Here is a 26723-nt window from a genome sequence, read left to right as displayed (position 1 = left end):
TCATCTCACGTTTGATGGGTTTGAACCGGCTCATACAGACTCTCCAGCTTGTTGAGGAACACGCGTCAGTATACCGATGTGCAAGAGTCCGGCGTCGGGTTTTAGTGATTTGATAATGCGGGAAGTCCGACAGGCTCCTAGGCTATCTCTCCCCTCTTAATTTCCCATACTCTTCGACATATCGCTTAGCCGAACATTCCCAGGAACAATCCACCCCCATACCAGCCTGCTGAATTGACGTCCACGCCTCCCGATCTGCATAGACCTTCAAGGCCAGCAGGATTGTCGCCAGCAGAGAGTCCGCTGAAACTCCTTCAAACTGGAATCCCGTCGCATCTCCGGCCAGTGCCGTAGAGGGCCGGTATGGAATAACCGTATCTGCCAACCCCCCCGTCTTTCGCACAATTGGAATCGTGCCGTACCGCAGGCTATAGAGCTGAGTCAGTCCGCATGGCTCATACCGCGACGGCATAACCAGCATATCCGCACCGGCTTCAATTCGATGCGCCCGACCCTCATCGAATTTCAGAGACACACCGATTTGCTGTGGATACCGCTCCGTTGCCGATTGAAATCGATCTTCAAGAATCCGATCCCCCGTACCCAAAATCGCCACCTGAACGCCCACCGCCATCAACTCCGGAATAATCTCCGCCAGCAGATCAAACCCCTTCTGTGACGTCAACCGTCCGATGACTCCTATGAGCGGAACATCACGATTCGGCAAGCCCAGTTCGTGCTGAAGGGCCTTCTTGCAAACTGCTTTGCCTGATAGGTCCGTCCGTGAGTAGTTAGCCGCGAGGAGGCTATCCGTCTCAGGATCCCAGGAACCAACATCAATGCCATTGATAATCCCGACCACACCATCCCGACGACCAGCCAACACACCCTCCAAACCAAACCCGCCATCTGAGCTCATGATTTCTTTTGCGTAAGTCGGGCTCACGGTCGACACCTTGTCCGCAAAGAGAATGCCTCCTTTAAGCAGATTCACCGATCCGTAAAACTCCAACCCAGCAGGAGTAAACAGATCTGCGGGCAGGCCCGTCTCAGAAAATTGGGAACCGGGAAAGATACCTTGATACCCCACATTGTGAAGCGTCAACAGCGTCCTGACATCGCCGACGAGTGCCCGATCACGCTCCGTGGTTTTCAGATAAACAGCCGCAAGGGCCGTCTGCCAATCGTGCAAATGCAAGACAGAGATCGGCTCACCGAGACTGCTCCGGAGATATGCCAACACTTCAACGATCGCGCGGCTGAAAAAGGCGAACCGAGCGAGATTGTCACTGAAATCCCCGTCTGGCCCTTGATACAACCCAGCCCGGTCAAAATAGGGATCATATCGAACCGCCACCACTCGAACCGATCGTTCCGCCACCCCGACAGGAATCACATCTTCTTCAAGCATCGCATCGACAAACCCCTTGGCAGTCCTGACGCGAATCGTCCCAATCTCCTGCAGCGACCTTCCACCCGTCTGAAAACTGCGATAGCGGGGCACCATCAAGGTCACCGTATGCCCCAGCTTGGCAAGCTCCACTGGAAGCGCACCGGCGACATCGGCCAGCCCGCCGGTCTTGACGTAGGGAACCGCCTCTGATGCGGCCATCACAATGTTCAGTGAATCGATGTGGTGAGATCTCGCCATGATGTGAAACGCCAGCTGATCCTAGCGGAGCGGCGCACCTTCCAGGCTCGTCTTAAATCGGTCTTCAAACTGCCACGTCTTTCCAAGCGCGTGGACTTTGTCGGCCTTTAACTCTTCCCGATACACCAACCGATCATCCAAAAATACTAACATCCAGCCTTGCTCGGGATAGCCTAGAAACACCCCTTCCCCGGCCTCAAAACTTGCCTCCCATCCCTCCGGGGCCTCACCAATGGGCACCCGCGAACGCGGAATCATCGACTTATCCGGCATGACAAAAAACTGCGTGAACTCACTATGGTGATAGACCGGCTTGCCCCAGACATTCACGAACGCTTTGGGGGAAATCATCTGGATTGTGAGCTGCTTGTTCTGCACCAGGCGTTCCTGCTCTCCCAATGGCGGCATACTCTGGCAACCCGCCATTACAAACAGACTCAGGACGCTCCCTAAAACCTGCAGAACCCATCGAGCACTCCCTTCACCTTGCCCAGGCTGTTCCATCACATTTGCCCCCTTCCCCCCCCGTCATAGAAGCCGCCGACTCTTCTGCTCGGTTGGCTTCACCGGCACACACACATCGCATTGGCACAGCTGCCGCAGAAGCCCGTAAGAATAAATTCCACTGTCATGCCCATCACTCCAGGAAAATTGAAGCGCATACCGCCCGACCGGCTGAATGTCCTGCGCCATAATAAACATCGGCACATCATCAGGCTTCAATCGGCGCACACCCGTCCACTCATCGACGCAGGCCGCACAAGGACATTGCAGCCTCAGCGCACGAACGGGATAGATTCCCTTGTGGCCATCGCTCCACTCGATGCCCAACACACCCTTCTCCAACCATTGCATGTCGATGGGAACCAATGCCGCGGCCATAGTCTCTCCCCTTATCCCCTCATGTTCCATCGACTCAGACCGAAGACATCGACGCCAAGAAATCGACCGGCGGCAACCGCCGACCAGCCACGACCGTCACATAGCCTTCAATCGCCCGCTCCACCTCAGCCCGTACCTGGCCGGTCGCCGTCAGCCGCGTGACCAGCTCGGGAGTCAGTCGAATAGCTTGCTGCAGAAACGACAGGCTCCCGCGTGACATCACGATACACCGGACCATCTGCCGCGTCGCACAGGAGAGACAGACAAATCCGCCGGCCAGCGGCGAGAACTGCGGCTCCCCCGTCACACCGGACTTCCCACAGGTCGCACAGTGATCGGTTTGCGGACGAAACCCCGTCAGCCCCAGCAAACGAATCTGAAACAGCAACGCCACCAAGACCGGATCTCGACTCCCCTTGAGAGCCCCCAACCCCTGACCTAAGGTCTCGAAGAGCCTGGCATCCGGATCGCCGTCCGGCGTGACCGCCCCCACCACATTGACCATCCGAGCCGCACAGGCCATCAACACCAATTCTTCCCGAAGCGGCTGAAAGGATTCGATCAGATCGACATGAGAAATCCGATAGAGCGAATCACCCGGCTTCTCGAACAAATCCAGATGACAGCGGGTAAAGGGCTCAAGCGTGGCTCCGAAGTGGCTCTTGAATCGCCGGGCACCGCGCGCCACGCCACGGATTTTCCCGAACTCTTTCGAATAGAAAGTCACAATCCGGTCGGCTTCACCCCACCGACGGCTTTTGAGAATGATCGCAGAGGTTTTTACGAGAGGCATCGCCCAAGCCTTTTTCGCACACGCAATACTCCGGCTCCCTCCGCGGCGAGGCTGATCACCGCAGATGGTCTAAAAACAGCGTGGCCAATGAGAGATAGATCGTGATGCCTGTAATATCGTTGGCCGTCGTCACGAAGGGACCGGCCGCCACGGCAGGATCAACACCCATGCGCTTCAGCACGACCGGCATGATCGTCGCCATGCTCGTCGAGACCAGGAAGGCGATCACCAGCGACGTCCCGACCACCATGCCCAAAAAGGCCTGATGCCAAGCCCATCCGACCAAGGTCAGCATCACGCCGCAAGCCAGGCCCATCAAGAGTCCGACCTTGACCTCGCGGAAAAAGACCGTGCGCACATCCGACAGCTCGACCACCCCTGTGGCCAGTCCGCGAATGATTAAAGTCGACGACTGCAATCCCACGTTGCCGCCCATCGCCGCGATGACCGGGATAAAGCTGACGATCGCCACCACCTCTTGCAATGTCATTCTGAAGTACCAGAGAATCGCACCGGACAAGAGACTGCCCACCAAATTGGTAAACAGCCAGGGCAGCCGCAACTTTGCCGCGCCGAAACTGGACGACTTTGAGACCGAGTCCTCCTCGATCGCGCCGGCCATTTTCAACATATCTTCCGTGGCCTCTTCACGGATGACGTCCACCACGTCATCGACCGTGATGATGCCCGCAAGCTTTCCGTCCTTCTCGACAACAGGAATCGCCAGCAAGTTGTAACTGGCCACCTGGCGCGCCACCTCTTCCTGGTCCATATCGACCGCCACGCTCATGACATCGCGCATCATGATATTTTTCAGCGGCGTGGCCGGAGGAACCGTCAACAGCTGGCGTAACGAGAGCACTCCGACGAGGTGTTCATCCTTGTCGGTCACATAAATATAAAACACCATTTCGGCATCGGTGGCCTGCTGCAGCCGTCGAATGGCCTCCTGCGCCGTCGCATCTTCCGGCAGCGAAAAGAACTCCGTGGTCATGATGCCGCCGGCCGTATCCTTGGGATACTTGAGAATATCGGCGACTTCCGTCGAGTCCTCCGTCTTCATCAGGGCCAGAATGTCTTTGCCCCGCTCTTCAGGGAGGAATCCCAGAATATAGGCGACGTCGTCGGGCCCCAGATCTTTCAAAAGCCAGGCGATATCGGAGTGCAGCAGGTCGGCCAAGACTTGCTGAATACTATCGCCGTCCAGCTCGCTCAAGACCTGTCCGCGCTTGGCTTCGCCGCGAACGAGTTCAAAGACTTCGCGCTTTTCTTTGGGAGAACTCAGATGAGTGATGACTCTGGCGGCATCGGCCGGATGCATCCGGCCGAGCATCTTCGACAGATTCGTGATCGCCCCGCGTCGCAACAGGCGCTGCACGGACAGCAAAATGATATCCGACTTCGTCTGCCCGCGATCCGACTGATCCCGAAGCGCATCCCGCAACACGTCCCGTTCGGACGCCCGAAGGCGGGCATCGGGTGATTGCGGATCGACTGGTTGTTCAGTAGGCAGCATAGCGGGATCCCTAGTAGCCGAGCTCCATGAGCGTGCGCTCGTCTTCGCGCCAGTCTTCCCGTACCTTGACCCACACCTCCAAAAACACTTTCATGTCGAACACGCGCTCCATATCCTGCCGCGCCTGGGTACTGATCAGTTTCAACCGTTCGCCATGCTTGCCGATCACGATCCCTTTCTGCGTGTCCCGTTCGACGAGAATCGTGGCCCGGATCCTCGTAATCTTACTTTCCTCGACGAACTCTTCGATTTCGACCGCGACGGAATAGGGCACTTCCTGCTCCGTCACGGCGAGAATTTTCTCGCGAATCAATTCCGCCGCCAGCGTGCGCATCGACTGGTCCGTGAGCATGTCCTCGTTATACACCCCTTCGCCCTCGGGCAAATGAGCGACCGTCACCTCCAGCAGGCGATCGATGTTGTCCCCGTCCTCCGCGGACACCGGCACCACCTCGGTCCAGGGGAACAGCCTTCCGTAGGCCTCCAGCACCGGCAGCAACTTGATCTTGTTCACCGCGTCGACCTTCGTCACCACCAGAATGACCGGGCGAGGGTGTTTGGCCATGGCCGTTTTCACATGAGTGATCGCCGCCAGATCCCCGGGCCCGGGCAGATGAAGCGACTCCATCAGCACATAGAGCAGATCGGCATCGTCCAGCGCTTCCACCGTCGTCCGCACCATTCGCCGGTTCAACAAGTGATCCGGCTTATGCAACCCCGGCGTATCCAAAAACGCAATCTGCGCGCCCGGCACATGCGCCACGCCGAGAATACGGGTCCGGGTCGTCTGCGGCTTATTCGATACAATCGCCACCTTTTCTCCGAGCAATCGGTTCAGCAATGTGGACTTCCCCACATTGGAGCGGCCGATGATCGCTACCGTCCCGAATTTCATGGGGCCTCCTGAAGCGATCGATCCTTCACTGGGTCGGGGGACAACTGATACACCGTTTCCCCCTTGCGCACATATCCCAATCGTTCGCGAGCTAATTGTTCGATCTTGGCCGGATCATGTTGCAACCGGGCGATTTCTCCACGCAACCCGCCGTTGTCCCGTCGCAACGCGAGCAGATCCCGGTCTAATTGAGCCACCTGCTCGCGCATCGCTAGATACCGAGGCAACCCCATGTTGCCGAAGCAAAAGGCGATCAGGAGCCAGACGCAGGCACCGGCGCCAGCCACCTGAGCCACGGTGCCCATACGGCGCTGCCAATCCAGCCACACCCGTCCGCGATTCTGCTTAATGATCATAAATGTGTCAGCAACCCTCGTCTCACGAATACCGAATCATCACTCATCAAATGACACTCTCTCGCGGCGGTTCAAAACGTCCGTCCAGCGAGGCCGCAGCGAGCAAAGAGGCGAATCGTACTCTTCCCGTACGTTGAGCCTCTGCGCGATGTGAGAACAAAGCTGGCGGGCGTTTTCAGCCGCCGTTACGATCGACCGGGTACTGCATCCCGGCCAAGATACACCGCTGCGCTTCCCAGCTCTTCCTCGATGCGCAACAGCTGGTTGTATTTTGCAATCCGGTCGGTCCGTGACAACGAACCGGTCTTGATCAAGCCGGTGTTCATGGCCACCGCCACATCCGCGATCGTCGTATCTTCGGTTTCACCGGACCGGTGCGAAATGATCGCCGTATAGCCGGACCGCTTCGCCAACTCGATCGCATCCAGCGTCTCGGTCAACGTCCCGATCTGATTCAACTTGATCAGGATCGAGTTTCCGATGCCTTCCTTGATCCCTTTGGCAAAGATCTCCACGTTGGTCACGAAAATATCATCGCCGACCAACTGCACCCGCTTGCCCAGCTTCTCGGTCAGCATCTTCCACCCCTTCCAATCCAACTCGCTCAACCCGTCTTCAATCGAGAGGATCGGGTACCGGTCCAGCAACTTGCCGTAGTATGAAACCATCTCCTCGGACGACCGCTCCGGGTTCTTTTCTGCCTCAAGAATGTAGCGACCCTTGTGATAGAGTTCACTCGCCGCGCAATCCAACGCCAACGCGATATCCCGGCCGGTTTTATAACCGGCATCTTCAATCGCTTGCGAGATAAGGCTGAGCGCCTCTTCATTCGACTGCAGGTCCGGCGCAAATCCACCTTCATCGCCGACCGCCGTGTTGAGGCCCTTCTTCTTCAACAGGGCTTTGAGCGTGTGAAACACTTCCGTCGCCATGCGGAGCGCGTCGCTGAACGTCTTGGCACCCACCGGCATGATCATAAACTCTTGGAGATCCAGCCGATTGTCGGCATGCGCGCCGCCATTGATGATGTTCATCAGCGGCACCGGCAAGACCCGCGCATTCGTGCCTCCGAGATAGCGATAGAGCGGCTGCCCGGTTTCATTCGCCGCCGCCTTCGCCACCGCCAGCGAGACACCGAGAATCGCGTTGGCGCCCAGCTTGCCTTTGGTCTTTGTTCCGTCCAGCGCGATCATGGCGTGGTCGATGTTGGCCTGATCGAGCGCCTCGCAGCCGAGCAATTCCGGCGCGATCACTTTCGTGATATTGGCCACCGCCTTGGAGACACCCTTGCCCATCCAACGCTTCTTGTCGCCATCCCGCAGCTCGATCGCTTCCTTCTCGCCGGTGGAGGCGCCTGACGGCACCGCTGCCCGTCCAATCGCGCCGCTCTCCAGCATCACTTCCGCTTCCACCGTCGGGTTGCCGCGGGAATCGACAATCTGCCTGCCCTTAATCTCTCTAATCGCGCTCATACGTCTCTACGCTCCTCGGTTAGTAGCACGTCCTAACTGCTGAACTTCTTCTTCAACAACTCATTCACCTTGCCCGGATTCGCTTTGCCGCCGCTGGCCTTCATCACCTGCCCGACCAGGAAACCCAGCACCTGCTGCTTCCCTTCCTTGAACTGCGCCACCTGTGCCGGATTTTTCGTCAGCACTTCGTCAATGATCTTATCCAGCGCCCCTTCATCGGAGACTTGGGTCAGCCCCTTTTCTTGGACGATCTGCTCCGGCTGCTTGCCGCTACTATAGAGCTCAGGGAAAATCTCGCGGGCCACCTTCAAACTGATCGTCCCCTTCTCGACCAGTTGCAACAGATCGACCAACCGTTCAGGCGTCACCGGTGAGGCCGTGATATCGGTCCCCGAGAGGTTCAACTCCCGCGTCAGCTCCCCCATCACCCAGTTACTGACGGTCTTGGGCTGATTGAACAGCTTCACACTGGCTTCGAAGTAATCCGCGATGCCTTTGGACACGGTCAGCACACCCGCATCGTACTCGGGCAACCCATAGTCGCGCACCAATCGAGCTACGCGAGCGGCCGGCAACTCCGGCACGCTGCCGCGAAATCCCTCAATCCATTCCTTGTCGAGCTTCAACGGCACCAGATCCGGATCGGGGAAATAGCGATAGTCGTGCGCCTCTTCTTTCGAACGCATCACCGCCGTCTCACCGCGTTCGAGATTCCAGAGGCGCGTTTCCTGAAAAATTTTCCCGCCCTCGCTCAATACCTTGGTCTGCCGCTTGATCTCGTATTCGATCGCATCCTTCACGAACTTGAAGGAGTTGAGGTTCTTCAGCTCGACCTTCGTGCCGAATTCTTTCTGACCCAGCGGACGGAGCGACAGATTCGGCTCGCAGCGAAAACTGCCTTCATCCATATTGCCGTCGCACACGTCGAGATACATCAAAATGTCCCGCAAGCCCTTCAAGTAGGCGACGACTTCGTCGGCCGACCGCATGTCCGGCTCCGTCACGATCTCCAGCAGCGGTGTCCCGGCACGATTCAAGTCGACCCGGCTGCCGCTGGTGCCGGTCTCATGCACATTCTTCCCGGCATCTTCTTCCAGATGGGCCCGCCGGATCTTGACGCGCTTCTTGTTGTCGCCGACCGCAATCTCGATCCACCCATGCTCGCAAATCGGCGATTCGTACTGCGAGATCTGGTAGCCCTTGGGAAGATCGGGGTAGAAGTAGTTCTTCCGGTCAAATTGATTGTTCGCCCCGATCGTGCAATTCAGTGCCAACCCAGCCCGCACGGCCATTTCCACGGCAGCGCGATTGATGACCGGCAACGTGCCGGGCAGACCCAAACAGACCGGGCAGGTCTGGCTGTTCGGCGAACGGCCGAACGTCGTCCCGCATCCGCAGAACATTTTGGTCTTCGTGCGCAACTGCGCATGCACCTCGACCCCGATGACAACTTCGTAGATCATCCTCAGCCCTGTTCCTCTCCACGCATGCGGTCACGCTCACGCTTCATCGCTTCGCGACCGGCCTCGAAGGCCTCCCGCAGCACCGACTTTTTCGAGTCGACGAACTCCTTGCCCTGATCGACCACTTCCTCGAACGACTCACCGGCCCGGCCGGCCAAATCCCGCAGATTGTCTTCGGCGCGACGCGCGTAGCCCCGAAGCTGCTCGCGGGATTCACGTCCCGACTGCGGCGCCAACAGCAGGGCCGCCACCGCGCCCAATGCAGCTCCGCTCAGAAAGGCCAAGAATACGCCCGCAGAGGATCCTCGTTCATCCGCCATTGTGGTGTTCTCCTTCGTGTTTCATTCGTTCGCGCACGACCTGCGTCGCCGCCTTAAATCCCGCAACCACACTCGCCACGTTCGTCAGCAACGTGCCGCTCGACCCGCGCACCACGTTGTGGACCTGCTGCACTGATTCGCCGACTTCGCCCACGGCATGCAGCAACACCGCCGCATGTTCGACACCACCGCGGGCCTGATCGGCCAGGTCGTTCAAATTCTGACTCATGCTGCGCAGGTCGGCGACAAGAGGCGGCATGTCCGCATTCATTTTGGCCAGCAGGTGCTCAGACTCCGCCACGGTTTTCCGAAGCTGAATCAACACCGGAACGAGATAGCCCACCAGCACCGCAAAGGCGACCGCGATCAGGATGGCGGCAATTTCTACAATGGTCATAATCCCCTCCCGTACATGCTCACTTCCGACGTCTTACCGTACCGCCGGCTTCTTCGCACGCCATTGCATCGCCTGTTCATACGCATGGGCGGCTCTCAACAGGGTGTCCTCTTGAAATGCCCGCCCGATAAGCTGCAAACCGATCGGGAGCCCTGCCTTGCTGAATCCACAGGGCAATGAGATGGCCGGTAAGCCGGCTAGATTGACGGAGATCGTGAAAATATCCGAGAGATACATCTGCAAGGGATCTTCGCTCTTCTCGCCCAGCTTAAAGGCCGGCGTGGGCGTCACGGGCGTCACAATCAGATCGACTTCTTTGAAGGCCGCGTCAAAATCCTGCCGAATCAATGTCCGTACCGCCTGCGCTTTCCCGTAGTAGGCATCGTAGTAGCCGGAGCTCAGCGCATAGGTGCCCAGCATGATCCGGCGCTTCACCTCCGGACCAAATCCATCCTGGCGGGTCTTGGTATAGAGGTCCAGCAGATCTTTCGTATCCTTGGAACGCAGGCCGAACTTCACGCCGTCGAAGCGGGCCAAATTCGAACTCGCTTCCGCCGTGGCAATGACATAATACACCGCCACCGCCGCATCGGTGCGCGGCAGCTGAATCTCTTTGATCTCTCCACCGAGACTTTTCAATTCTTCGATCGCCGCACGCACGGCCTGCTCGACTTCCGGGTCGAGACCCTCTGCGAAAAATTCAGCCGGGATCCCGACCTTCAGCTTCTTCAGATCTTTTTTCTTCAGTGCCTTCGTATAGTCGGGCACCGGCACATCCGCCGAGGTTGAGTCCATCGGATCGTGACCGGCAATGACACCCAAGAGAAAAGCCGCGTCCGCCACATCCTTCGTGATGGGCCCGATCTGATCGAGCGACGAGGCGAAGGCGATCAGCCCGTAGCGCGACACCCGCCCATAGGTCGGCTTCAAGCCGACCACGCCGCAAAACGCCGCCGGCTGCCGGATCGATCCGCCGGTATCCGATCCGAGCGCCGCCGCGCACTCGTCCGCCGCCACCGCGGCCGCCGATCCGCCGCTCGATCCGCCCGGCACACATTGCAGATTCCAGGGATTGCGGCTGGGACCGAACGCCGAGTTTTCCGTGGAGGATCCCATCGCAAACTCATCGAGGTTGGTCTTCCCCAACAGCACATAGCCCTGCGCCCGCAACTTCGCGATGACCGTGGCATCATAGGGCGGCACAAAGTGCTGGAGCATCCGCGAGCTGCAGGTGGTCGTGACGCCCTCGGTGCAGAGGTTGTCCTTGATCGCCAGGGGCATCCCCATCATCGGCTGCGTTTTCCGCCAACCCTTCAGCGAGTCGTCCAGCGCAGCCGCATCGACCATCGCCTGCTCTTTTTGGGTTGTCACGTACGCCTTGACCTTGGGCTCGACCTGCCCGATGCGCAGGAAATAGGCGCGCACGATCTCCTTGGCGGTGACTTCCCCGGCCGTGAATTTCCGCTGCAGTTCGCAGAGCGTCAGTTTATGCAGACTCATGGGTGCTTGGCCGCCGCCTCAACGATGCGGTTCTTTCCATCCACGCGCACGATCTTCGGCGCGTGCCGTTTGATCTCTTCTTCGCTGTAGTATTCGTAACAGAAGATAATGATCTGATCGCCCGTCGCGCCCTTCCGCGCCGTCGGCCCGTTCAAGATGATTTCTCCGCCGCCCCGCTTTCCGGTGATCGCGTAGGTCATAAACCGTTCGCCGTTATTCAGGTTCGAACAAACGACGGCCTCATACGGAAGAATGCCGGCCGCCTCGAGCAGCTCCTCATCGACCGTCAAGCTCCCCTCGTACTCCAGGTGTGCGCCGGTCACGGTCGCACGGTGAATTTTTGATCGCAGCATCTGTCGAAACATGAGACTCCTTTATGGCTGGATCCCCGCACGGCGGGGATCTTAATCAATAATCTTCGGCACGCAGAATCCGTCCGCTTCACGCTCCGGGGCATTGGCAAGGGCCTGCTCCACCGACAACGACGGCCGCACCACATCGTCGCGAAACACATTGACCTGGCCCAAGACCGTCGCCGTTGGCTGAACTCCGTCCGTATTGTATTTCTTGAGCGTCTCGACATGCGTCAGAATCTGGCTCAACTGTTTGGTGAACACGGCCACCTCGCTCTCAGTCACCTGCAGCCGCGCCAGCTTCGCCACCTTCTCAACTTCCTGTTTCGTAATTTCCACTCGGTTTATCCTTCCCACTCATTGAGGATGTTCAAAATGGCCTTCCAGCAAGGCCGCAGGAAGTCCGTTAACCGAGGCGTACCCACTGGGGTACGTCGCAGGGAGACGGACGACCGAGAACGCCGCTGGAAGCCATTTTCAACATCCGATCACTCCACCGTCACGCTCTTTGCCAAGTTCCGCGGCTGATCCACATCCGCCCCGCGCAACACAGCAATATGATACGCCAACAACTGCAAGGGAATCGTGAACAGAATGGGCGAGAGCAACGGGTGCGTGTCCGGAATCGTAAACACCGCATCCGCCGTTTTCCCGAGCTCGCGCTCGCCTTCAGCCACAAACGCAATCACCGGCGCATGCCGCGCCTTCACTTCCATCAGATTGCTCACTGTCTTTTCATACAGGCGATCGCGCGGCGCCAGCACCACCACCGGCATGCCCTTGTCGATCAAGGCAATCGGCCCATGCTTCATCTCGCCTGCCGGATACCCTTCGGCATGGATATAAGAAATCTCTTTCAACTTGAGAGAACCTTCCAGCGCGATCGGGTAATTGATCCCACGGCCCAGGAACAGAAAATTGCGCTTCTTGTAATAGCGTTTCGCGATGGCGACCACTTCAGCTTCCCGGCCCAGCACCCGCTCAACCAGAGAAGGCAATTGCACCAGTCGATCCAACCAGGCTTTTCCGTCGGCCACATTCATCACCCTGCGCACGCGCGCCAGATGGAGCGACAGCAGATACAGCGCCGTGAGCTGCGCGGTAAACGCTTTCGTCGAGGCCACACCGATCTCCGGCCCGCAATGCGTATAGAGCACCCCGTCCGACTCACGCGCCAGCGTGCTGCCGACCACGTTCACGATGGACACGACCCGCGCGCCCTTCGCTTTCGCTTCCCGTGCAGCCGCCAACGTATCGGCGGTTTCACCCGATTGGGAAATCGTAATGAACAGGTCATTCTTCCCGACCAGCGGATCGCGATAGCGAAACTCGCTCCCGATATCGACTTGCACCGGCGTCCGCACCATTTCCTCGAAGAGATACTTGCCGACTAACCCGGCGTGCCAGGAAGTCCCGCAGGCCACGATCCAGATCCGTTCCACCGCGGCGAATTCCTTGGGCGTGAGTCCGATGTCCGGCAGATCGGCTTCTCCGGTTTCGTAGGAGTACCGCCCGCGCATGGTATCGAGAATGGTCTGGGGCTGCTCGTGAATCTCCTTCAGCATGAAATGCGGATACCCGCTTTTCTCCACGGCGGACGCATCCCACGTGATTTTCGTCGCCTTCCGGAAGACCGGCTGCCCATCCGCATTCGTCAGATGCATCTCGTGCTGCGTCACCACCGCGACGTCACCCTCTTCAAGGTAGGTCACATCCCGCGTGTGCGCCAACATCGCCATCACGTCGGACGCGACAAACGATGCCTGTTTGGTGCGTCCAACCACCAACGGACAACCGGACCGCGCGGCAATCAAGGTCCCCGGCTCCTTCTCAGAAATCACCGCCAAGGCATAACTCCCGCGCACATCCTTCGTCGCCGAGCGAACGGCATCCGCCAACCCCTGCCCCTGCTGAAGATACTTATCGATCAAATGGGCCAGCACTTCCGTGTCGGTCTCCGACTGAAACTTGTAGCCCTCTTTTTCTAACTGCTGCTTCAGCGGCTGATAGTTCTCGATGATGCCGTTGTGCACGAGGACACAACCCTTCGATCGATGCGGATGGGCATTCTGCTCAGACGGCTTGCCGTGCGTCGCCCAGCGGGTGTGACCGATACCCACCATGCCGCTCAGCTCTTTCTCTTGCAGCGACTTTTGAAGATTCACCAGCTTGCCGACGCTACGCCGCACATTGATTTTCTGCCCCTGCTGGATGGCGACGCCCGCGGAGTCGTACCCGCGATACTCCAACTTGGCCAGCCCGCCGATCAGAATCGGAACCGCTTCTTGATTTCCCACATAGCCAACAATGCCACACATCGATCGTCTACCTCCGCTTCTTCTTGCTGGACGCCTTGGTGGCCGCCGTTCGCTTACCGGCCGGCTTCACCGGAGCCTGCTTCTCATTCGCCAACAACGCACGCCGTCTGGCAGCCCATCCGGCCCGATTGACTTGCGCCACCCGGGCGATCGCCAACGCATCCGCCGGCACATCCTGCGTCACCGTCGTACCGGCCGCAATAACCGCCCCTGCCCCGATGGTCACCGGGGCAATCAACTGCGTATCGCTCCCCAAAAACACATGATCGCCCACGACCGTCTGGTACTTATGCACCCCGTCGTAGTTGCACGTAATCGTGCCGGCGCCGATATTGACGTCCTTGCCGATCGTCGCATCCCCGAGATAGCTCAGATGGTTGGCCTTGGCGCCTTCGCCCAGATCCGTCTTCTTCATCTCGACAAAGTTGCCGACCTTCGCCTTCTTGCGCACCCGCACACCGGGACGCAAATGCACGAACGGACCGATCGTAGCCTGCTCGTCGATCTGCGAGTCGGCACAGACGCAATGATCCAGAATCGTCACATGGGAACCGACCGCACAATTCGTGAGCCGCGTGAAGGAACGGATTTCACCGCCCTCTCCGATGACCGTCTTCCCTTCCAGGGTCACGTTCGGATGCAAGATCGTATCTTTGCCAATCACGACCTCAGCATCGATCCAGGTGGAGGCCGGGTCGATCATCGTCACACCGGCTTCCATCCAGCGCCGTCGGATCTGCTGACGAATCACCTGCTCAGCGTCCGCCAACTGCAACCTCGAATTGACCCCCAACCCTTCGTCCGGGTTCGCCAGCGGCAACGCCGCGACCCGATGGCCCTGCGTGACCGCCATATCGACGATGTCCGTCAGGTAGTACTCGCCCTGCGCATTGTGCGGCTGCACCTTGTCCAAGGCCGCAAAGAGAAAGGGCCCGTCGACGACATAAGTCCCGACATTGATTTCGCGGATCCCTCGTTCTTCCGGAGACGCGTCGCGATCTTCGACGATTTTCACCACATCGGCGGACGCATGGACGGCACCGGACGCGCCCTTCGCCGTCCGCCGCACCACCCGGCCATAGCCGCCAGGGTTATCCAGAATCGCCGTCAAGAGGGTGACCGTCGCACCGGCTGCCCGATGCGTTTGCAACAGCGCGCGCAATGTCGATTCTTGCAGCAGCGGCGTATCGCCGTTGAGAATGAGGTAGGCCACAGGCGCATTGGCCTTGCCGGGAGCAAACACCGAACGCGTTTGCAACACCGCATGCCCCGTCCCCAATTGCTGAACCTGTTCGACGATGTGCACCGCCGCGCCGCCGGACTGGCCCGCGAGCGCAGCCTCCAGCACCGCACGGACCTGCGCGGCCTGATGCCCCACGACCACCGCGACAGAATGCCCGGCAACCGCACGGGCGACATCGAGCGCATACCGGATCATCGGACGCCCGACGATCTGATGCAGGACCTTGGCCTGCTCCGACCGCATACGCGTGCCACGCCCGGCCGCCATCACCACGACACCCAACCCATCCATGGCCATCTCCTGCTTATGCGGCATCATCCGATGGTCACCCCCGCGTCCGGTTGCTTTACCCCGCTCCATTTCGCATCCGCATTCAACACTGACGCCATCGAGGTGGCCGGCGTATAGAGCCCGCCTGAGACGATGAGCTTCATCGCTTCTTCGACTGAGATATCCACCGACATGACTTCACGTTCCGGAACCAACAGAAAATACCCGGACGTGGGATTCGGCGACGTCGGCACATAGACATGGATCAACGGCTCCTGCGCCAACGAGGCCGTCTCGGATTTGGTGATCCCTGTGACAAAGGCAAAACAATAGTGGCCGTTCTTGGGGAACTGAATGAGCACCACCCGATGATAGGAGCCTCGGTCAGAAAACGAGAGAATATCCATCATCGATTTCAGTGTCGAATAAATCCCGCGAACCAGCGGCAGGCGATTCAACCAGTCTTCCCAGATCCGCACAATCTGCCGGCCGATGAAATTCGCGGCAAACAGCCCGACGGAGAAGATCAGCACAATGAGCGCCACAATCCCCAAACCCGGCACATAATACTCCGGCATCCACCGAGCCACCGCTTCGCCCAAAATGCCATCCACGGTGACAAAGAGGGCCTTCAAAATAAGGATCGTCCCCCAAATCGGGGTAATGACGAGCAGACCCGTCAGAAAGTATCGTTTCAACAAGGTTTTCAGCATGTCAATCAGGTCTTGAATGGGGCCCTATAATGTGGTGGCTCATCATACAGAGATTCACCAAGTGCCGCAATCCATTTATGGGTATTTTCAATGGGTTACACAAAGAAACTAGTAGCGCTGGCGAGAGGGAACCAGGATGAATTGCAAGAGGTCTTCGGCGGCCCTCAAGGCTTCCGTCGGGGAGATATGCCAGAGGATCGGCATCTCCCCTTCGGAGATTCGTACCGGCGGCTAGTTAGAAGCTGTTTCGTACCCGCGCACTTCCATGCAATGATCCTGGAGCTCCTGGAGCTGGATGAAGAAAGCCTGACCCGTAGCCGTCCCGGCTTCACGCTCACACTCCCACAAATCCCGCTTGGCATCCGCCACCGACTTGCCGGTCGGCGAGATGTAATCGTTCCAGGTACATCCGGACGACAGTAACAGTGCGCACACAATAAGACCGGTCTTCATTATTTCCTCCTGGTTGAAACATCAGTCACTCTTCCATTCTCCTATCCAACAGTAGCGAAACGCTTGTCCAACCACTATTCCCCGTTAGCGGGGAAGCCTCTCATGAAAGAGCGGTAGGCGGATCCCTACAGCGGCCGCGCCGGACGACTCAAGGCGTCACTCGCAGAACCCGCACTCAAGCCTCTCCGGTCATTCTTGCTATTCAATTGAGCTTGGCATTACGATCGCGTCGAACTCTGAACCCGTGACAGGAACCACTCGTGGCGAAACGACGCAGTCATACAGCCGGCATCTTCATCACGCTGGAAGGCACCGAAGGGAGCGGAAAATCGACCCAAGCCGCTCGCCTGGCCCAGGCCCTTCGCGCCGAAGGCCATGCCGTGCTCCTCACACGGGAACCGGGCGGCACGCCGGCAGCCGAGCAGCTCCGCGCGGTGCTGCTTAAGAATAATTCGGAGTCGCTGGCGGCAGAAACGGAAGCCTTCGTCATTCTCGCAGCCCGCCGCCAACATGTGGATCACGTGATCGCACCGGCGCTGCAGCAGGGCGCAATTGTGATCTGCGACCGGTTCATCGATTCCACCTTGGCCTATCAAGGCTATGCGCGAGGGCTGGACCTGAAGACGCTGCGCACGATGAACCGCTGGGCCACCGGGGGCCTTGCGCCTGACCTCACTCTACTCTTCGATCTTCCCGTAGCCACCGGCCTGCGCCGGCGGCAGCGCGACGCCGCGGGGCAAAACCGGCTGGACCGGGAGACAAGACGCTTTCACGAAAATGTGCGCTCAGGATTTTTGCAGCTTGCGCGCAAAGAAGCCCGGCGCATCAAGCCGGTCGATGCAGCGCGAACCCCCGACAGGATTGCAGACGACGTGCGGACCCTCGTGTTCGATTGGCTGGAGAAGCGCCGGCCGCAAACGGGCCGGAGAAACTAGCCATGCCCTTTCGCGATATCACCGGACATGAACATCCGATCGCGGTCCTGCGGGCCGCCGTCTCACACGACCGGCTGGGACATGCATATCTCTTCCATGGCGAAGACGCGATCGGGAAACGCCTGACGGCGATCCATCTCGTCCAGGCCTTGAACTGCGAACAACCGCCTTCACCGGATGTGCTGGACAGCTGCGGCGCCTGCCGCGCCTGCCTGCAGATCGCCGCGCGGACGCACCCGGACTTTATCGCAATCGACCCTGACCGTGAATTGGCCAATCCCGCCATCAAGATCGAGCAGGTCAGGGAAATCGAACAGCAGTTCGTCTATCGCCCGTTGATGGGCGAGAGAAAGATCTGCCTGATCGACGAAGCCGACCGCATGACCATCGGCGCCGCCAATGCACTGCTCAAAACGCTGGAGGAACCGCCGGGTCACGCACTCTTCCTCCTGATTACCAGCAGACCCAACGCGCTCCCCATCACCATCCGTTCGCGCTGCCAGCAACTCCGCTTCACCACACCGGCGCGCACGCAGGTCGAAGCCGCCGTGATCCTCAAGCGCGAACTGCCGCCGGCGGATGCGCGGCTCCTGGCGCTCGTCACGGAAGGCCGCATCGGCGAGGCGCTCACGCTGGATGTCGCCGCCCTGCGTGAATGGCAACGCGACTGTTTGGCCATCGTGGCCCCCGCGACGCTCAGATCGATCAGCGCAATCCTGACACTGGCCGAGAGCCTCGCCAAATCCGATCGTGGCATCGAGACGCTGACCTGGCTCAGCCGCTGGATCCGGGATCTCCTACTCGTCCATGTCGGCGGCGACCACGATCAAATTCTCCATCTCGAACAGCTCGACCAGCTCCAGGAGTATGCCCGCACGACCGATCTCACCCTGCTCCTCGACCTGATCAAGGAGATCGAACGCACACAGCAGAATGCCACCCGCAATCTGAATCTCCACATGGCCCTGGAATCCTGCCTGCTCAAACTCCGTGATGCCCTCGGCCTCGCACCCGCCGGAATGCCTGCCTAGAAATCCTTATTCCCAACCTGGTATCTTCCCCCTCGTCATGCGAGATCAAAACACGTTCTACATTACGACGCCGATTTACTACGTGAACGATGTGCCGCACATCGGCCACGCCTACACCACTGTCGCCGCCGATGTGCTCGCGCGCTACTGGCGTCTGCGGGGTCGCGACGTCATGTTCCTGACCGGCCTCGACGAGCACGGACAGAAAGTGCAGCAGGCCGCCGCAAAGGCCGGCATCGATCCGCAGGCCCATTGCGACAAGCTGGCGCCGCAGTTCCAAGACCTCTGGAAACGGTTGAACATTTCGAATGATGCCTTCATCCGCACCACCGATGCGCCGCACAAGAAAGTCGTTCAACGATATCTTCAAGAGCTCTACGATAAGCAGCTGATTTATAAGGACTCGTACACAGGTTGGTATTGCACGTACGACGAACGGTTCTGGACTGAAAAAGATGTCCTGGGAGGGATCTGCCCGGACTGCAAACGCCCCATCGAGCAGCTCAGCGAGCACAACTATTTCTTTAAGATGGGGCAGTATCAGGAACAGCTCATCGACCACATCAAGCAGTACCCGCACTTCATCCGGCCCGAGTCCCGCCGCAACGAAGTCCTGGGGTTCCTGACCACTCAGAAGCTCGGCGACCTATCGATCTCCCGACCCAAGTCGCGCCTCTCGTGGGGCATCGAATTGCCGTTCGATCACGACTACGTGACCTACGTCTGGTTCGACGCCCTGGTCAATTACATCTCCGCATTGGAATACAAGCTGACGACACCCTCGGTTAATCGCTACTGGCCGGCCTCTGTCCATCTCGTCGGGAAAGACATCCTCACCACCCATGCCGTCTATTGGTCGACGATGTTGATGGCGCTAAACCTGCCGCTGCCGGAAACCATCTTTGCGCATGGCTGGTGGACCGTCGACGGCGAGAAGATGTCGAAGAGCCGCGGCAACGTCGTCGATCCCAACAAGATGGTCGAGACCTACGGCATCGATGCCTTCCGTTACTTCCTCCTGCGCGAAGTCCCGTTCGGACAAGACGGAGATTTCTCACAGACGGCGATGATCACCAGCATCAACAGCGACTTGGCCAACGGCATCGGCAATCTACTCAGCCGTACCCTCACGATGATCGAGCGTTTCGCAGACGGGAAGATTCCGGCAAGCGGCCCGGCCGCGCTCCCGGAACTCGAAGAGAAGATCGCCCAGGCCGCCACGCAATTGCCGGCCATGTTGGAACGAGGCTTCAGCGCGCTCACCTTCCGCGACAATCTACAAACGATCGGCGAACTGGCCAGCCTCTGCGATGAATACATCGACAAAGCCGCGCCCTGGAAGCTGGCGAAGAATCCCGACGACGCGCCGAAACTGAAAACGGTCCTGAATACCGCCGCCCGCGCCCTGCGCCTGCTGGCCGTCTCACTCCACCCGTTCATGCCGCAGACGACGGAACAACTGGCCCGGCAGCTCGGCTACCACTTTGACTTTACCAAGGCCGTCCCGGCTTCCGCCTACCAGTGGGACAGCCCCGTGGCCGATCTCCCGATCGCCAAGGGAGCGCCGTTGTTCCCCCGGATCGAAATCGCCGCAGACTCGAAGACAGCCACCGCAAAAGACGCGCCCAAGGCACAGAAAGATTCATCGAAAAAAGGAGCCAAACCAGTGAGCGACACACCCGCGACCCCGCAACCGGTTCCCGCCACAGCCACCACGACCCCGGCCGTAACAACAGCAACTCCCGCGGCACCGGCAGCAGTGCCCGCACCGGCCGCGCCGCCACAGATCAGCATCGACGACTTCATGAAGATTCAGCTGAAGACGGCGAAAGTCATCAGCGCGGAGCGTATACCGAAGTCGGAGAAGCTGTTGAAGCTCCAAGTCTCACTCGGCACGGAGCAACGGCAGATCGTGGCAGGCATCGGCAAGAAGTATGAGCCGGAGGCACTCGTCGGCAAGATGATCGTGATCGTCGCGAATCTGAAACCGGCGAAGCTCATGGGCATCGAGTCGCAGGGCATGGTCCTGGCCGCCGGCGACAGCGAAGTGCGCGGCCTCGCCACCATCCTGGAAGAAGTGGAACCGGGCACCAAGGTCAAATGAACCGAGCGGGTATCAGGCTCCGCGTTCTCGTCCTCTCACTCCTCCTGATGCCTCTGCCCTGTCTCGCCCTCCCCGCGCAGGAAGACGCGCCGCCAGACCTCCATCTGAATGATCCGAAACCCACGACCATCCTCGTGCGCGTCGTTGCCCATGGCTCCATGGTGCTGGGCAAAGAGGTCGGCGGCGCGCGCGTGACGATCACCGACGTGGCCAGCGGCCAGATCCTCGCCACCGGCATCCAACAAGGCGATGCCGGCGATCAGAATCAGATCATGCGCACCCCGCGCCTGATGGAAGAGGCTCACTACAGCAGCCGTCCCGCTGCCGTCTTCACCGCCACGCTCGACCTGGTTACTCCGACACTCGTGGATATTGCAGCCGAAGGACCACTCGCATTTCCAGCCGCATCTCAACGCGTCTCCACCCGCGCCTGGCTAATTCCCGGCCATGACCTGACCAGCGACGGCATTGTGTTGACGCTCTACGGCTACATCATCCAGATCGAGCATCCGAAATCTGTCGGCGGCGGCCTCATCGCGAAAGACGACGTGGTCCTACGCGCATCCGTCCGCACCCTCTCCGGCGCACTCGTCCGTCCCCATGGCGATTGGGACTCGCGTAAAGTCCACATCTACGGCGAGCTGCTCATCGGCACGAAGGTGATGGAGCGCTTGCAGCTGTTCTACAGCGGCGACAAAGCCGCCTTCGAAGCGCCCTTCTTCGTCCCGCTCCCTAAAGATGCGCCCGACGGCATCACCCTCCGCGTCGTCGCCGCCGATCCGTCCAGCGGTAACTTCGGCGTATCCGAAGCCAAGTATCCGGTACTGAGCGAACGGCTGCCGCCGAAATCGGCGAGATAGGGGGACTGCCGCGCCCACACAAACTATCAGGCCAGAAAGTCGCGAAAGACCACGATAAGCGGGGAAAGATTTCAGGGGAGGGATAGAACTACGAAGCCGAACCAGCCAGTTCGCGCGCGTGGGCGATCTCACGTTTGTGCGCCGGACGAACCTGAGAAGCCAACAGCGTCACGACCGCCACCGTCTCACCATCCAATGTCGTAAATTCGACCTCATAGCCTTCGCCGCCGCGATGAATCAACACCACAGCCCCAATGTCTCCTCGCCTGAGCCCGTGCTTGGGAAGGTCGCATTCCAGAATCACGTCTTCTAACTCCTGAATCATGGCGTCCTCCGTTTCAGGGGATAGGCGGTCACAAATCGCGGCGACTGGCCACCTTCATCTATAAACCAGACCGTTCGAACTTGCAATTGTCGGCCGTTCGGCGAGACGAGAGGCCCTTCGATTGCGTAGCGGGTGCCAAACGATGTGTTCTCAGCAACCGTCACAACCTGCTCCTTCGCATGTTGCCGCAAAGCGTCTGCCAACCCTTCCCATCCAGAAGCGGTAAAACCATGTGCAATAAAAAAACTCGGCCTTCCCTTTACCCGTTCGGTGGGTCGAAGACAGCAGATACTGGGCCACCTTGGACTTGGGAATCACCAACCGGTCTGCATATGGCAGCTTCATGACATCACCGATTCAACCATCGGATCACGCTTGTCCCATAAGCCATCGGCCATACGCAGTCAGCGCGTCATCTTTATTGCGCCGAACCTCATCCCGTCATCGTAAGAACAACCCAGAAACCTGCCCCCGAAATAAACTGCGGCAGGATACATCGGCGAGAATTGTTTGAGAAGAGGTTGTCTCAGCGGTGCTGGAGACATCAACCAACAACTCCTGGTACATTCCTCATGTTTCACCAACACTTTTCACCCAAGAGGCCTGCTTCATGAAGACGACAATTCTGCTCGCAGCCTTGTGCGTCACCCTCGCCGGTTCTGCGCTCGCTGAAGACCAGCACCAGCATCGGCGTCCGGACGACATCAAACAATATCTGGAGCATCTCGACAGTACGGAGCGGGATCGCTATCAGAAGCCCGCCGAGGTGATCGATGCGCTCAGATTGAAACCGGGCATGGCCGTCGCCGATCTCGGCTCAGGATCAGGCTACTTCACCCGCCGCTTCATCGAAGCTGTCACCGAGACCGGAATGGTCTATGCCGTGGATGTCGAACCGGAGATGCTGGCCTACGCCAAAGAGAGCGTCATCCATATGCACACCGCCTACACGGCCGAGTTCATCCTCGCGCAGCCGGATAATCCTAAGCTGCCATATGAATCCGTTGATCTCCTCTTCGTCTGCAACACCATCCATCACCTTGAGAACCGGTCAAAATACTTCCGCGATCTCCGGTCGTCCTTAAAACCAGGAGCGCGCATCGCCATCATCGACTTCTACCCGGACGAACGATCCGGCGACCTCGGGTTCCCCAAACACCATCTCGTCGCGCGAGACACCGTCGTCCAGGAACTGGCCGCAGCAGGGTATCAACTCGCACACGAGCACAGCTTCCTACCGAAACAGTATTTCCTGGAATTCACGGTGAAATAGGTCAGCGGAGATAGCGTAGCTAGTAAACGGTCAAAGCGTCCCATGTGCTCACCGAAGCCACGCGGTGAGACCGTGACCTCCCAATACGAGCAGTAAACAAACTATCTGAGGACTCCTTTAAGTCGCCATCCGACGCAAGTAAATTGACCAGGTATCAATTCACGTCTTACACGTCTTGCCCATCGCGGTTACTACTGGCCGGGTGATTTCTAACGATAAAAAGGGTATCCTTCGCCGACAGATATGAGGGAAATTAAAAACTTTGCTTTGTATGGATATGAATCTTTGAGAGTCCACAAATAATGAAGGTCCGAGAAAAACACCCTTTGGAAAATGTTTCCCTTTCCGGCTACAAATCGTTTCGGGAACTTGAGTCCTTCCCAATGCACTGTGGACTCAACGTTCTCATCGGAGCCAACGGATCAGGGAAAACCAACTTCATTCGATTCTTTGAATTGCTTGGCAACATCATGGATGCCAACAAAGGATTGCAGAATTACGTCAGCAGCCGTGGCCGTGCTGACGCTTTCCTTTTTCAAGGCATGAAAGTAACACCAGAGTTCAAAGCACATCTTAAGTTTGGACTTAACGAATATACATTCACCCTGCGAGCAGCTGATGATAGGTCTCTCTTTTTTGCCCAAGAATCTGCACCATTCAAAGGCCCTCTCTATGGCCCCATAAAGAACGACCAAGGTAGTGGACACCTAGAAAGTCCCTTGGCCAGATCAACCAACCTCAGCAGCTCGCAACAGTGGGTGGTAAGCACCATCCGAGACTGGCGAGTTTATCACTTTCATGACACCTCCCCATCAGCCCCAGTCATGGGCAGGTGTAATATCGTTGACAATGACGTACTACATAGCAACGCCGCAAATATTGCTGCATTCCTCATGGACCTGTCTAATCGCTATACAGAACATTATGAACAAATTCTTGAGACCGTTCGCCAGGTCGCACCATTTTTCGGTACATTTGTCCTTAAGGAAGTGGGCTCAGGGGAAACCCAGTTGCTCTGGAAAGACCGGTACTCCGATCTTCTGTACTACCCTCATCAACTCTCCGACGGAACAGTGCGCTATATCTGTCTCGCTACCCTTCTCCTACAACCAAACCCACCTTCAACAATCCTTATAGACGAACCTGAACTCGGGCTACACCCTCAAGCCATCAAACTCTTGGCCAGCCTGCTGCACGAAGCATCTGATCGAGCTCAACTGATCGTTTCGACACAGTCATCAGTATTGCTTGATGAGTTTGAGCCTGAGCAGGTAATTGTCGCAAACCATCAAGATGGCGAAACAGTTCTGGCACGTCAAGACCGGAGTAGGCTTGAAGCATGGCTCAAAGAATACACCTTGGGTCAACTGTGGGAAAAGAATGAGCTCGGAGGCCAACCCTGATGAAATGGGTTCGGCTCTACGTTACGACCGAAGGGCAATCAGAGCGAAGGTTTGCTGAAGAAGTATTACGCCCGCATCTAGCAAACCATTACATCGATGTGAAGGCACGAGTTGTCCTTACCAACCGAAAGCTTGGGAAACGTGGCGGCATCATTGACTACGACAAGATTAGAGGCGACCTTCACCGACTCATGCTCGAAGACCAGCAGGCAGAAGCCCGGTTTACCACTATGATTGATCTGTATGCACTGCCCAATCAATTCCCTGGCTGGACCAAAGCGAAGCAATTAACGTATCCTCATGATCGCATAAGAGTGCTGGAAGAATCGCTTAAAGCCGACTTTGCAGATGATCGCTTCCTCCCATATATCCAGCTTCACGAATTTGAAGCCTTGCTTTACTGTGACCTTTCACAACTCCAGAAGCGGATTTCAGGATCAGAGGCTGGATTTAGGAAACTCGCACACGAAGTCAAAAATATTCCCCCAGAAGAAATAAACGAAGGGGCAACCATAGCTCCCAGCAAGCGCATTATTCGCCACGTGCCCATCTACGAAAAAAGCAAAGTACGCGTTGGCGCAGCTGCGGCCGGAGCCATCGGCCTCTCAGCCCTGCGAAGCAAATGCCCTCATTTTAGTTCCTGGGTCAAGAGCCTTGAAGCCCTTGCTCCCCATGCTACTAAGAAATAAAATGGCAGCCTCAGGTCTTGCGAGCGAAAAACAAGGGGGTCGGGGAGTCTTTTCACCCCTGCCTTCCGCTTCAGGACTTGTGCGCTTCCATGTAGGCCCTGAGGAGGGCATTAATTCGCGTCTGATAGCCGGGACCTTTTGCTTTGAACCACTTCAAGACCTGTTGATCGAGCCGGATCGTGACGGCCGTCTTCGGTTCAGGAAGCCTGAGCACCGCGCGCTTGAAGAAGGCTTTCCCCTGTTCCGGGATATCGGACATATCGATAGCCTTATCCTTCAGCGCATCAATTCTTGCCCAGTTCGTCCGCGACCGCTTCTTGGTAGTGTTTCTCTTCACGTCTGTTCGCCTTTCACGCTGAGATAATCCGAATCAGACCCGGCTTCCGTTCGATACACGCGATAGACAGCGTACATACAGCCCGTACATACGTCAACGACAGGTGCCCATAACGAGATGGGCTTCATCAGATATCCACTGAACGAGACGGAATATTCCTTCGTCACTTGAGAGGGTGAATTTCAGACGTGCCGTGGCAGCAGTATTACGGATTGGTCGGAACTTTCCAGATCCGAGTGATCGGAGCGGCATCGGCGCTTGCGCCGGAGTGGGGAAGTCCGTAGAGATCTTCAATTGTGCGCAGGACATTGTAGTGGGTGATCCGTTGGTCGTAACGCCCCGCGTTCACCATGGGACCGACGAAGAGCGTCACGATTCGGTTATTCTCCTTCGCGTGATCATTATCCTCATCCCACGTCACAATCAGCAGGCTATTGTGCTGCTGAGCCCACTGAACATAGGCCTCCACGTGGTCCCGAAGCCACCGATCCCCCGTTTGAATGGCCTCCGGATCCTTGCCGTGGTGCATGTCGTTCGCCTGGTTCGGCACGACGATGCTGACCGTGGAGAGCGCACGATAGTCGGCCGGGAAACTCGTCAGGGGCAGATTAATCTCTGCCGGGAGGCCATTGGTCGAGCTGTTCTGCCAATTGACCCAGGGATTATGTTTGCGGGCATAACTCCCGTCTTTGCAGATCACCGAGCCCGCTGAGGGCAGGTCTTCAGAATATCCGGCGAACGTCAGCCCGGCTGCCAGCAATGCAGACCCAAGATTCGGCGTGATCAACGTATGCGGGCACGAATTGTCGGTGATGTCCTGCGTCGATCCTGAAAACAACGCGAGGTAATTCGGCTGGCTCGGGTGGGTGATCCCGAACGACTGTGTGAATAACGCACCCTTGGCGGCCAATTCATTGATGTAGGGCGCATGGGGCGAATCGATGATCTGGCTATAGGAATGGTTCTCTTCGATCACGATCACGATATGATCGGGTCTGGGCAACGGGGCATGAGTCGGGCTGTCGCCTCTAGGTGAAGACGCAGCCAGCACGCACGCGCCCATCGCCAGCGGCAACGCCATCGTTCCGAGTATGAGTTTCCAGCGCATGGGGTTTTGTACCACCTCCCACCGCTGATTTGCATCAAGTAGATCACGCTTGTCATGCCTGCG

28 protein-coding genes are annotated in these 26723 nt (G+C 58.0%); 7 read left to right on the top strand and 21 right to left on the bottom strand.

Annotated elements, in window-relative coordinates:
* Window positions 1-142 precede the first annotated feature (142 nt).
* From glgA to Q8N04_20775, 18 genes are all read right to left on the bottom strand, one after another.
* A complete protein-coding gene (glgA, locus tag Q8N04_20860; protein ID MDP3093132.1) occupies window positions 143-1651 on the bottom strand; it encodes a glycogen synthase GlgA in 1509 nt (502 codons plus the stop codon).
* A 21-nt stretch (window positions 1652-1672) separates the two neighbouring features.
* On the bottom strand, window positions 1673-2155 hold the full coding sequence (locus Q8N04_20855) for a hypothetical protein (protein ID MDP3093131.1): 483 nt from the start codon (window positions 2153-2155) through the stop codon (window positions 1673-1675).
* 24 nt (window positions 2156-2179) lie between these two features.
* Complete coding sequence (locus Q8N04_20850; GenBank protein MDP3093130.1) at window positions 2180-2533, bottom strand: DUF971 domain-containing protein; 354 nt, start codon at window positions 2531-2533, stop codon at window positions 2180-2182.
* A 34-nt stretch (window positions 2534-2567) separates the two neighbouring features.
* Window positions 2568-3326, bottom strand: a complete 759-nt coding sequence (gene recO, locus Q8N04_20845) for a DNA repair protein RecO (GenBank protein MDP3093129.1) — start codon at window positions 3324-3326, stop codon at window positions 2568-2570.
* A 55-nt stretch (window positions 3327-3381) separates the two neighbouring features.
* Complete coding sequence (gene mgtE / locus Q8N04_20840; GenBank protein MDP3093128.1) at window positions 3382-4842, bottom strand: magnesium transporter; 1461 nt, start codon at window positions 4840-4842, stop codon at window positions 3382-3384.
* Window positions 4843-4852: 10 nt separating this feature from the next.
* On the bottom strand, window positions 4853-5737 hold the full coding sequence (era, locus tag Q8N04_20835; protein MDP3093127.1) for a GTPase Era: 885 nt from the start codon (window positions 5735-5737) through the stop codon (window positions 4853-4855).
* Window positions 5734-6093, bottom strand: coding sequence for a septum formation initiator family protein (locus Q8N04_20830; GenBank protein MDP3093126.1), 360 nt, complete (start codon window positions 6091-6093; stop codon window positions 5734-5736). The genes era and Q8N04_20830 overlap by 4 nt, the downstream gene beginning before the upstream one ends.
* Before the next feature lie 185 nt (window positions 6094-6278).
* On the bottom strand, window positions 6279-7565 hold the full coding sequence (gene eno, locus Q8N04_20825; protein MDP3093125.1) for a phosphopyruvate hydratase: 1287 nt from the start codon (window positions 7563-7565) through the stop codon (window positions 6279-6281).
* Window positions 7566-7597: 32 nt separating this feature from the next.
* On the bottom strand, window positions 7598-9028 hold the full coding sequence (gatB, locus tag Q8N04_20820) for an Asp-tRNA(Asn)/Glu-tRNA(Gln) amidotransferase subunit GatB (GenBank protein ID MDP3093124.1): 1431 nt from the start codon (window positions 9026-9028) through the stop codon (window positions 7598-7600).
* Between the two features lie 2 nt (window positions 9029-9030).
* Complete coding sequence (locus tag Q8N04_20815) at window positions 9031-9348, bottom strand: YtxH domain-containing protein (protein MDP3093123.1); 318 nt, start codon at window positions 9346-9348, stop codon at window positions 9031-9033.
* Window positions 9338-9745, bottom strand: a complete 408-nt coding sequence (locus Q8N04_20810; protein MDP3093122.1) for a DUF948 domain-containing protein — start codon at window positions 9743-9745, stop codon at window positions 9338-9340. The genes Q8N04_20815 and Q8N04_20810 overlap by 11 nt, the downstream gene beginning before the upstream one ends.
* A 33-nt stretch (window positions 9746-9778) precedes the next feature.
* Window positions 9779-11245, bottom strand: a complete 1467-nt coding sequence (gene gatA, locus Q8N04_20805; protein MDP3093121.1) for an Asp-tRNA(Asn)/Glu-tRNA(Gln) amidotransferase subunit GatA — start codon at window positions 11243-11245, stop codon at window positions 9779-9781.
* Window positions 11242-11610 carry an aspartate 1-decarboxylase gene (locus tag Q8N04_20800; protein MDP3093120.1) on the bottom strand — a complete coding sequence of 123 codons (369 nt, stop codon included), beginning with the start codon at window positions 11608-11610 and terminating at the stop codon, window positions 11242-11244. The genes gatA and Q8N04_20800 overlap by 4 nt, the downstream gene beginning before the upstream one ends.
* Window positions 11611-11649: 39 nt before the next feature.
* Entirely contained in the window at window positions 11650-11937 is a 288-nt protein-coding gene (gatC, locus tag Q8N04_20795) for an Asp-tRNA(Asn)/Glu-tRNA(Gln) amidotransferase subunit GatC (GenBank protein ID MDP3093119.1), read from the bottom strand.
* Between the two features lie 149 nt (window positions 11938-12086).
* On the bottom strand, window positions 12087-13916 hold the full coding sequence (gene glmS / locus Q8N04_20790; protein ID MDP3093118.1) for a glutamine--fructose-6-phosphate transaminase (isomerizing): 1830 nt from the start codon (window positions 13914-13916) through the stop codon (window positions 12087-12089).
* Between the two features lie 7 nt (window positions 13917-13923).
* Window positions 13924-15477, bottom strand: a complete 1554-nt coding sequence (gene glmU, locus Q8N04_20785; protein MDP3093117.1) for a bifunctional UDP-N-acetylglucosamine diphosphorylase/glucosamine-1-phosphate N-acetyltransferase GlmU — start codon at window positions 15475-15477, stop codon at window positions 13924-13926.
* Complete coding sequence (locus tag Q8N04_20780) at window positions 15474-16142, bottom strand: DUF502 domain-containing protein (GenBank protein ID MDP3093116.1); 669 nt, start codon at window positions 16140-16142, stop codon at window positions 15474-15476. The genes glmU and Q8N04_20780 overlap by 4 nt, the downstream gene beginning before the upstream one ends.
* 231 nt (window positions 16143-16373) lie before the next feature.
* The gene (locus Q8N04_20775) at window positions 16374-16595 is read right to left on the bottom strand and encodes a hypothetical protein (GenBank protein ID MDP3093115.1); all 222 of its coding nucleotides are present in this window, start codon (window positions 16593-16595) and stop codon (window positions 16374-16376) included.
* Between the two features lie 260 nt (window positions 16596-16855).
* Between Q8N04_20775 and tmk the strand changes: the two genes are divergently transcribed.
* Genes tmk through Q8N04_20755 form a run of 4 tightly spaced genes read left to right on the top strand, consistent with a single transcriptional unit; the run spans window position 16856 to window position 21525 of the window.
* Window positions 16856-17530: a dTMP kinase gene (gene tmk / locus Q8N04_20770; protein MDP3093114.1), complete on the top strand. Its 675-nt coding sequence runs from the start codon at window positions 16856-16858 to the stop codon at window positions 17528-17530.
* Window positions 17531-17532: 2 nt separating this feature from the next.
* Entirely contained in the window at window positions 17533-18561 is a 1029-nt protein-coding gene (gene holB / locus Q8N04_20765) for a DNA polymerase III subunit delta' (GenBank protein MDP3093113.1), read from the top strand.
* Between the two features lie 37 nt (window positions 18562-18598).
* Window positions 18599-20665 carry a methionine--tRNA ligase gene (metG, locus tag Q8N04_20760; protein ID MDP3093112.1) on the top strand — a complete coding sequence of 689 codons (2067 nt, stop codon included), beginning with the start codon at window positions 18599-18601 and terminating at the stop codon, window positions 20663-20665.
* Complete coding sequence (locus Q8N04_20755; GenBank protein ID MDP3093111.1) at window positions 20662-21525, top strand: hypothetical protein; 864 nt, start codon at window positions 20662-20664, stop codon at window positions 21523-21525. Before metG ends, Q8N04_20755 begins: the two co-directional genes overlap by 4 nt.
* Window positions 21526-21613: 88 nt before the next feature.
* Here the strand turns inward: Q8N04_20755 and Q8N04_20750 are convergent, their stop codons facing one another.
* Window positions 21614-21850, bottom strand: coding sequence for a DUF4926 domain-containing protein (locus Q8N04_20750; protein MDP3093110.1), 237 nt, complete (start codon window positions 21848-21850; stop codon window positions 21614-21616).
* Window positions 21851-22460: 610 nt separating this feature from the next.
* Here Q8N04_20750 and Q8N04_20745 point away from each other — a divergent pair.
* The 3 genes from Q8N04_20745 (at window position 22461) to Q8N04_20735 (ending at window position 25215) form a co-directional block, all read left to right on the top strand.
* Complete coding sequence (locus tag Q8N04_20745; protein MDP3093109.1) at window positions 22461-23123, top strand: methyltransferase domain-containing protein; 663 nt, start codon at window positions 22461-22463, stop codon at window positions 23121-23123.
* Between the two features lie 302 nt (window positions 23124-23425).
* Complete coding sequence (locus Q8N04_20740) at window positions 23426-24526, top strand: AAA family ATPase (GenBank protein ID MDP3093108.1); 1101 nt, start codon at window positions 23426-23428, stop codon at window positions 24524-24526.
* Entirely contained in the window at window positions 24526-25215 is a 690-nt protein-coding gene (locus Q8N04_20735) for a DUF4276 family protein (GenBank protein MDP3093107.1), read from the top strand. The genes Q8N04_20740 and Q8N04_20735 overlap by 1 nt, the downstream gene beginning before the upstream one ends.
* Window positions 25216-25285: 70 nt before the next feature.
* Here the strand turns inward: Q8N04_20735 and Q8N04_20730 are convergent, their stop codons facing one another.
* Together Q8N04_20730 and Q8N04_20725 are read right to left on the bottom strand one after the other, a co-directional pair.
* Complete coding sequence (locus Q8N04_20730; protein MDP3093106.1) at window positions 25286-25552, bottom strand: BrnA antitoxin family protein; 267 nt, start codon at window positions 25550-25552, stop codon at window positions 25286-25288.
* 205 nt (window positions 25553-25757) lie between these two features.
* On the bottom strand, window positions 25758-26660 hold the full coding sequence (locus Q8N04_20725) for an alkaline phosphatase family protein (protein ID MDP3093105.1): 903 nt from the start codon (window positions 26658-26660) through the stop codon (window positions 25758-25760).
* Window positions 26661-26723: the final 63 nt, after the last annotated feature.

The organism is Nitrospira sp. (genome assembly GCA_030692565.1).
In the GTDB taxonomy this organism is placed as follows: Bacteria; Nitrospirota; Nitrospiria; order Nitrospirales; family Nitrospiraceae; genus Nitrospira_D.
The sequence above is the reverse complement of the archived record's forward strand: the minus strand, read 5'-3'. Positions and strand labels throughout refer to the sequence as shown.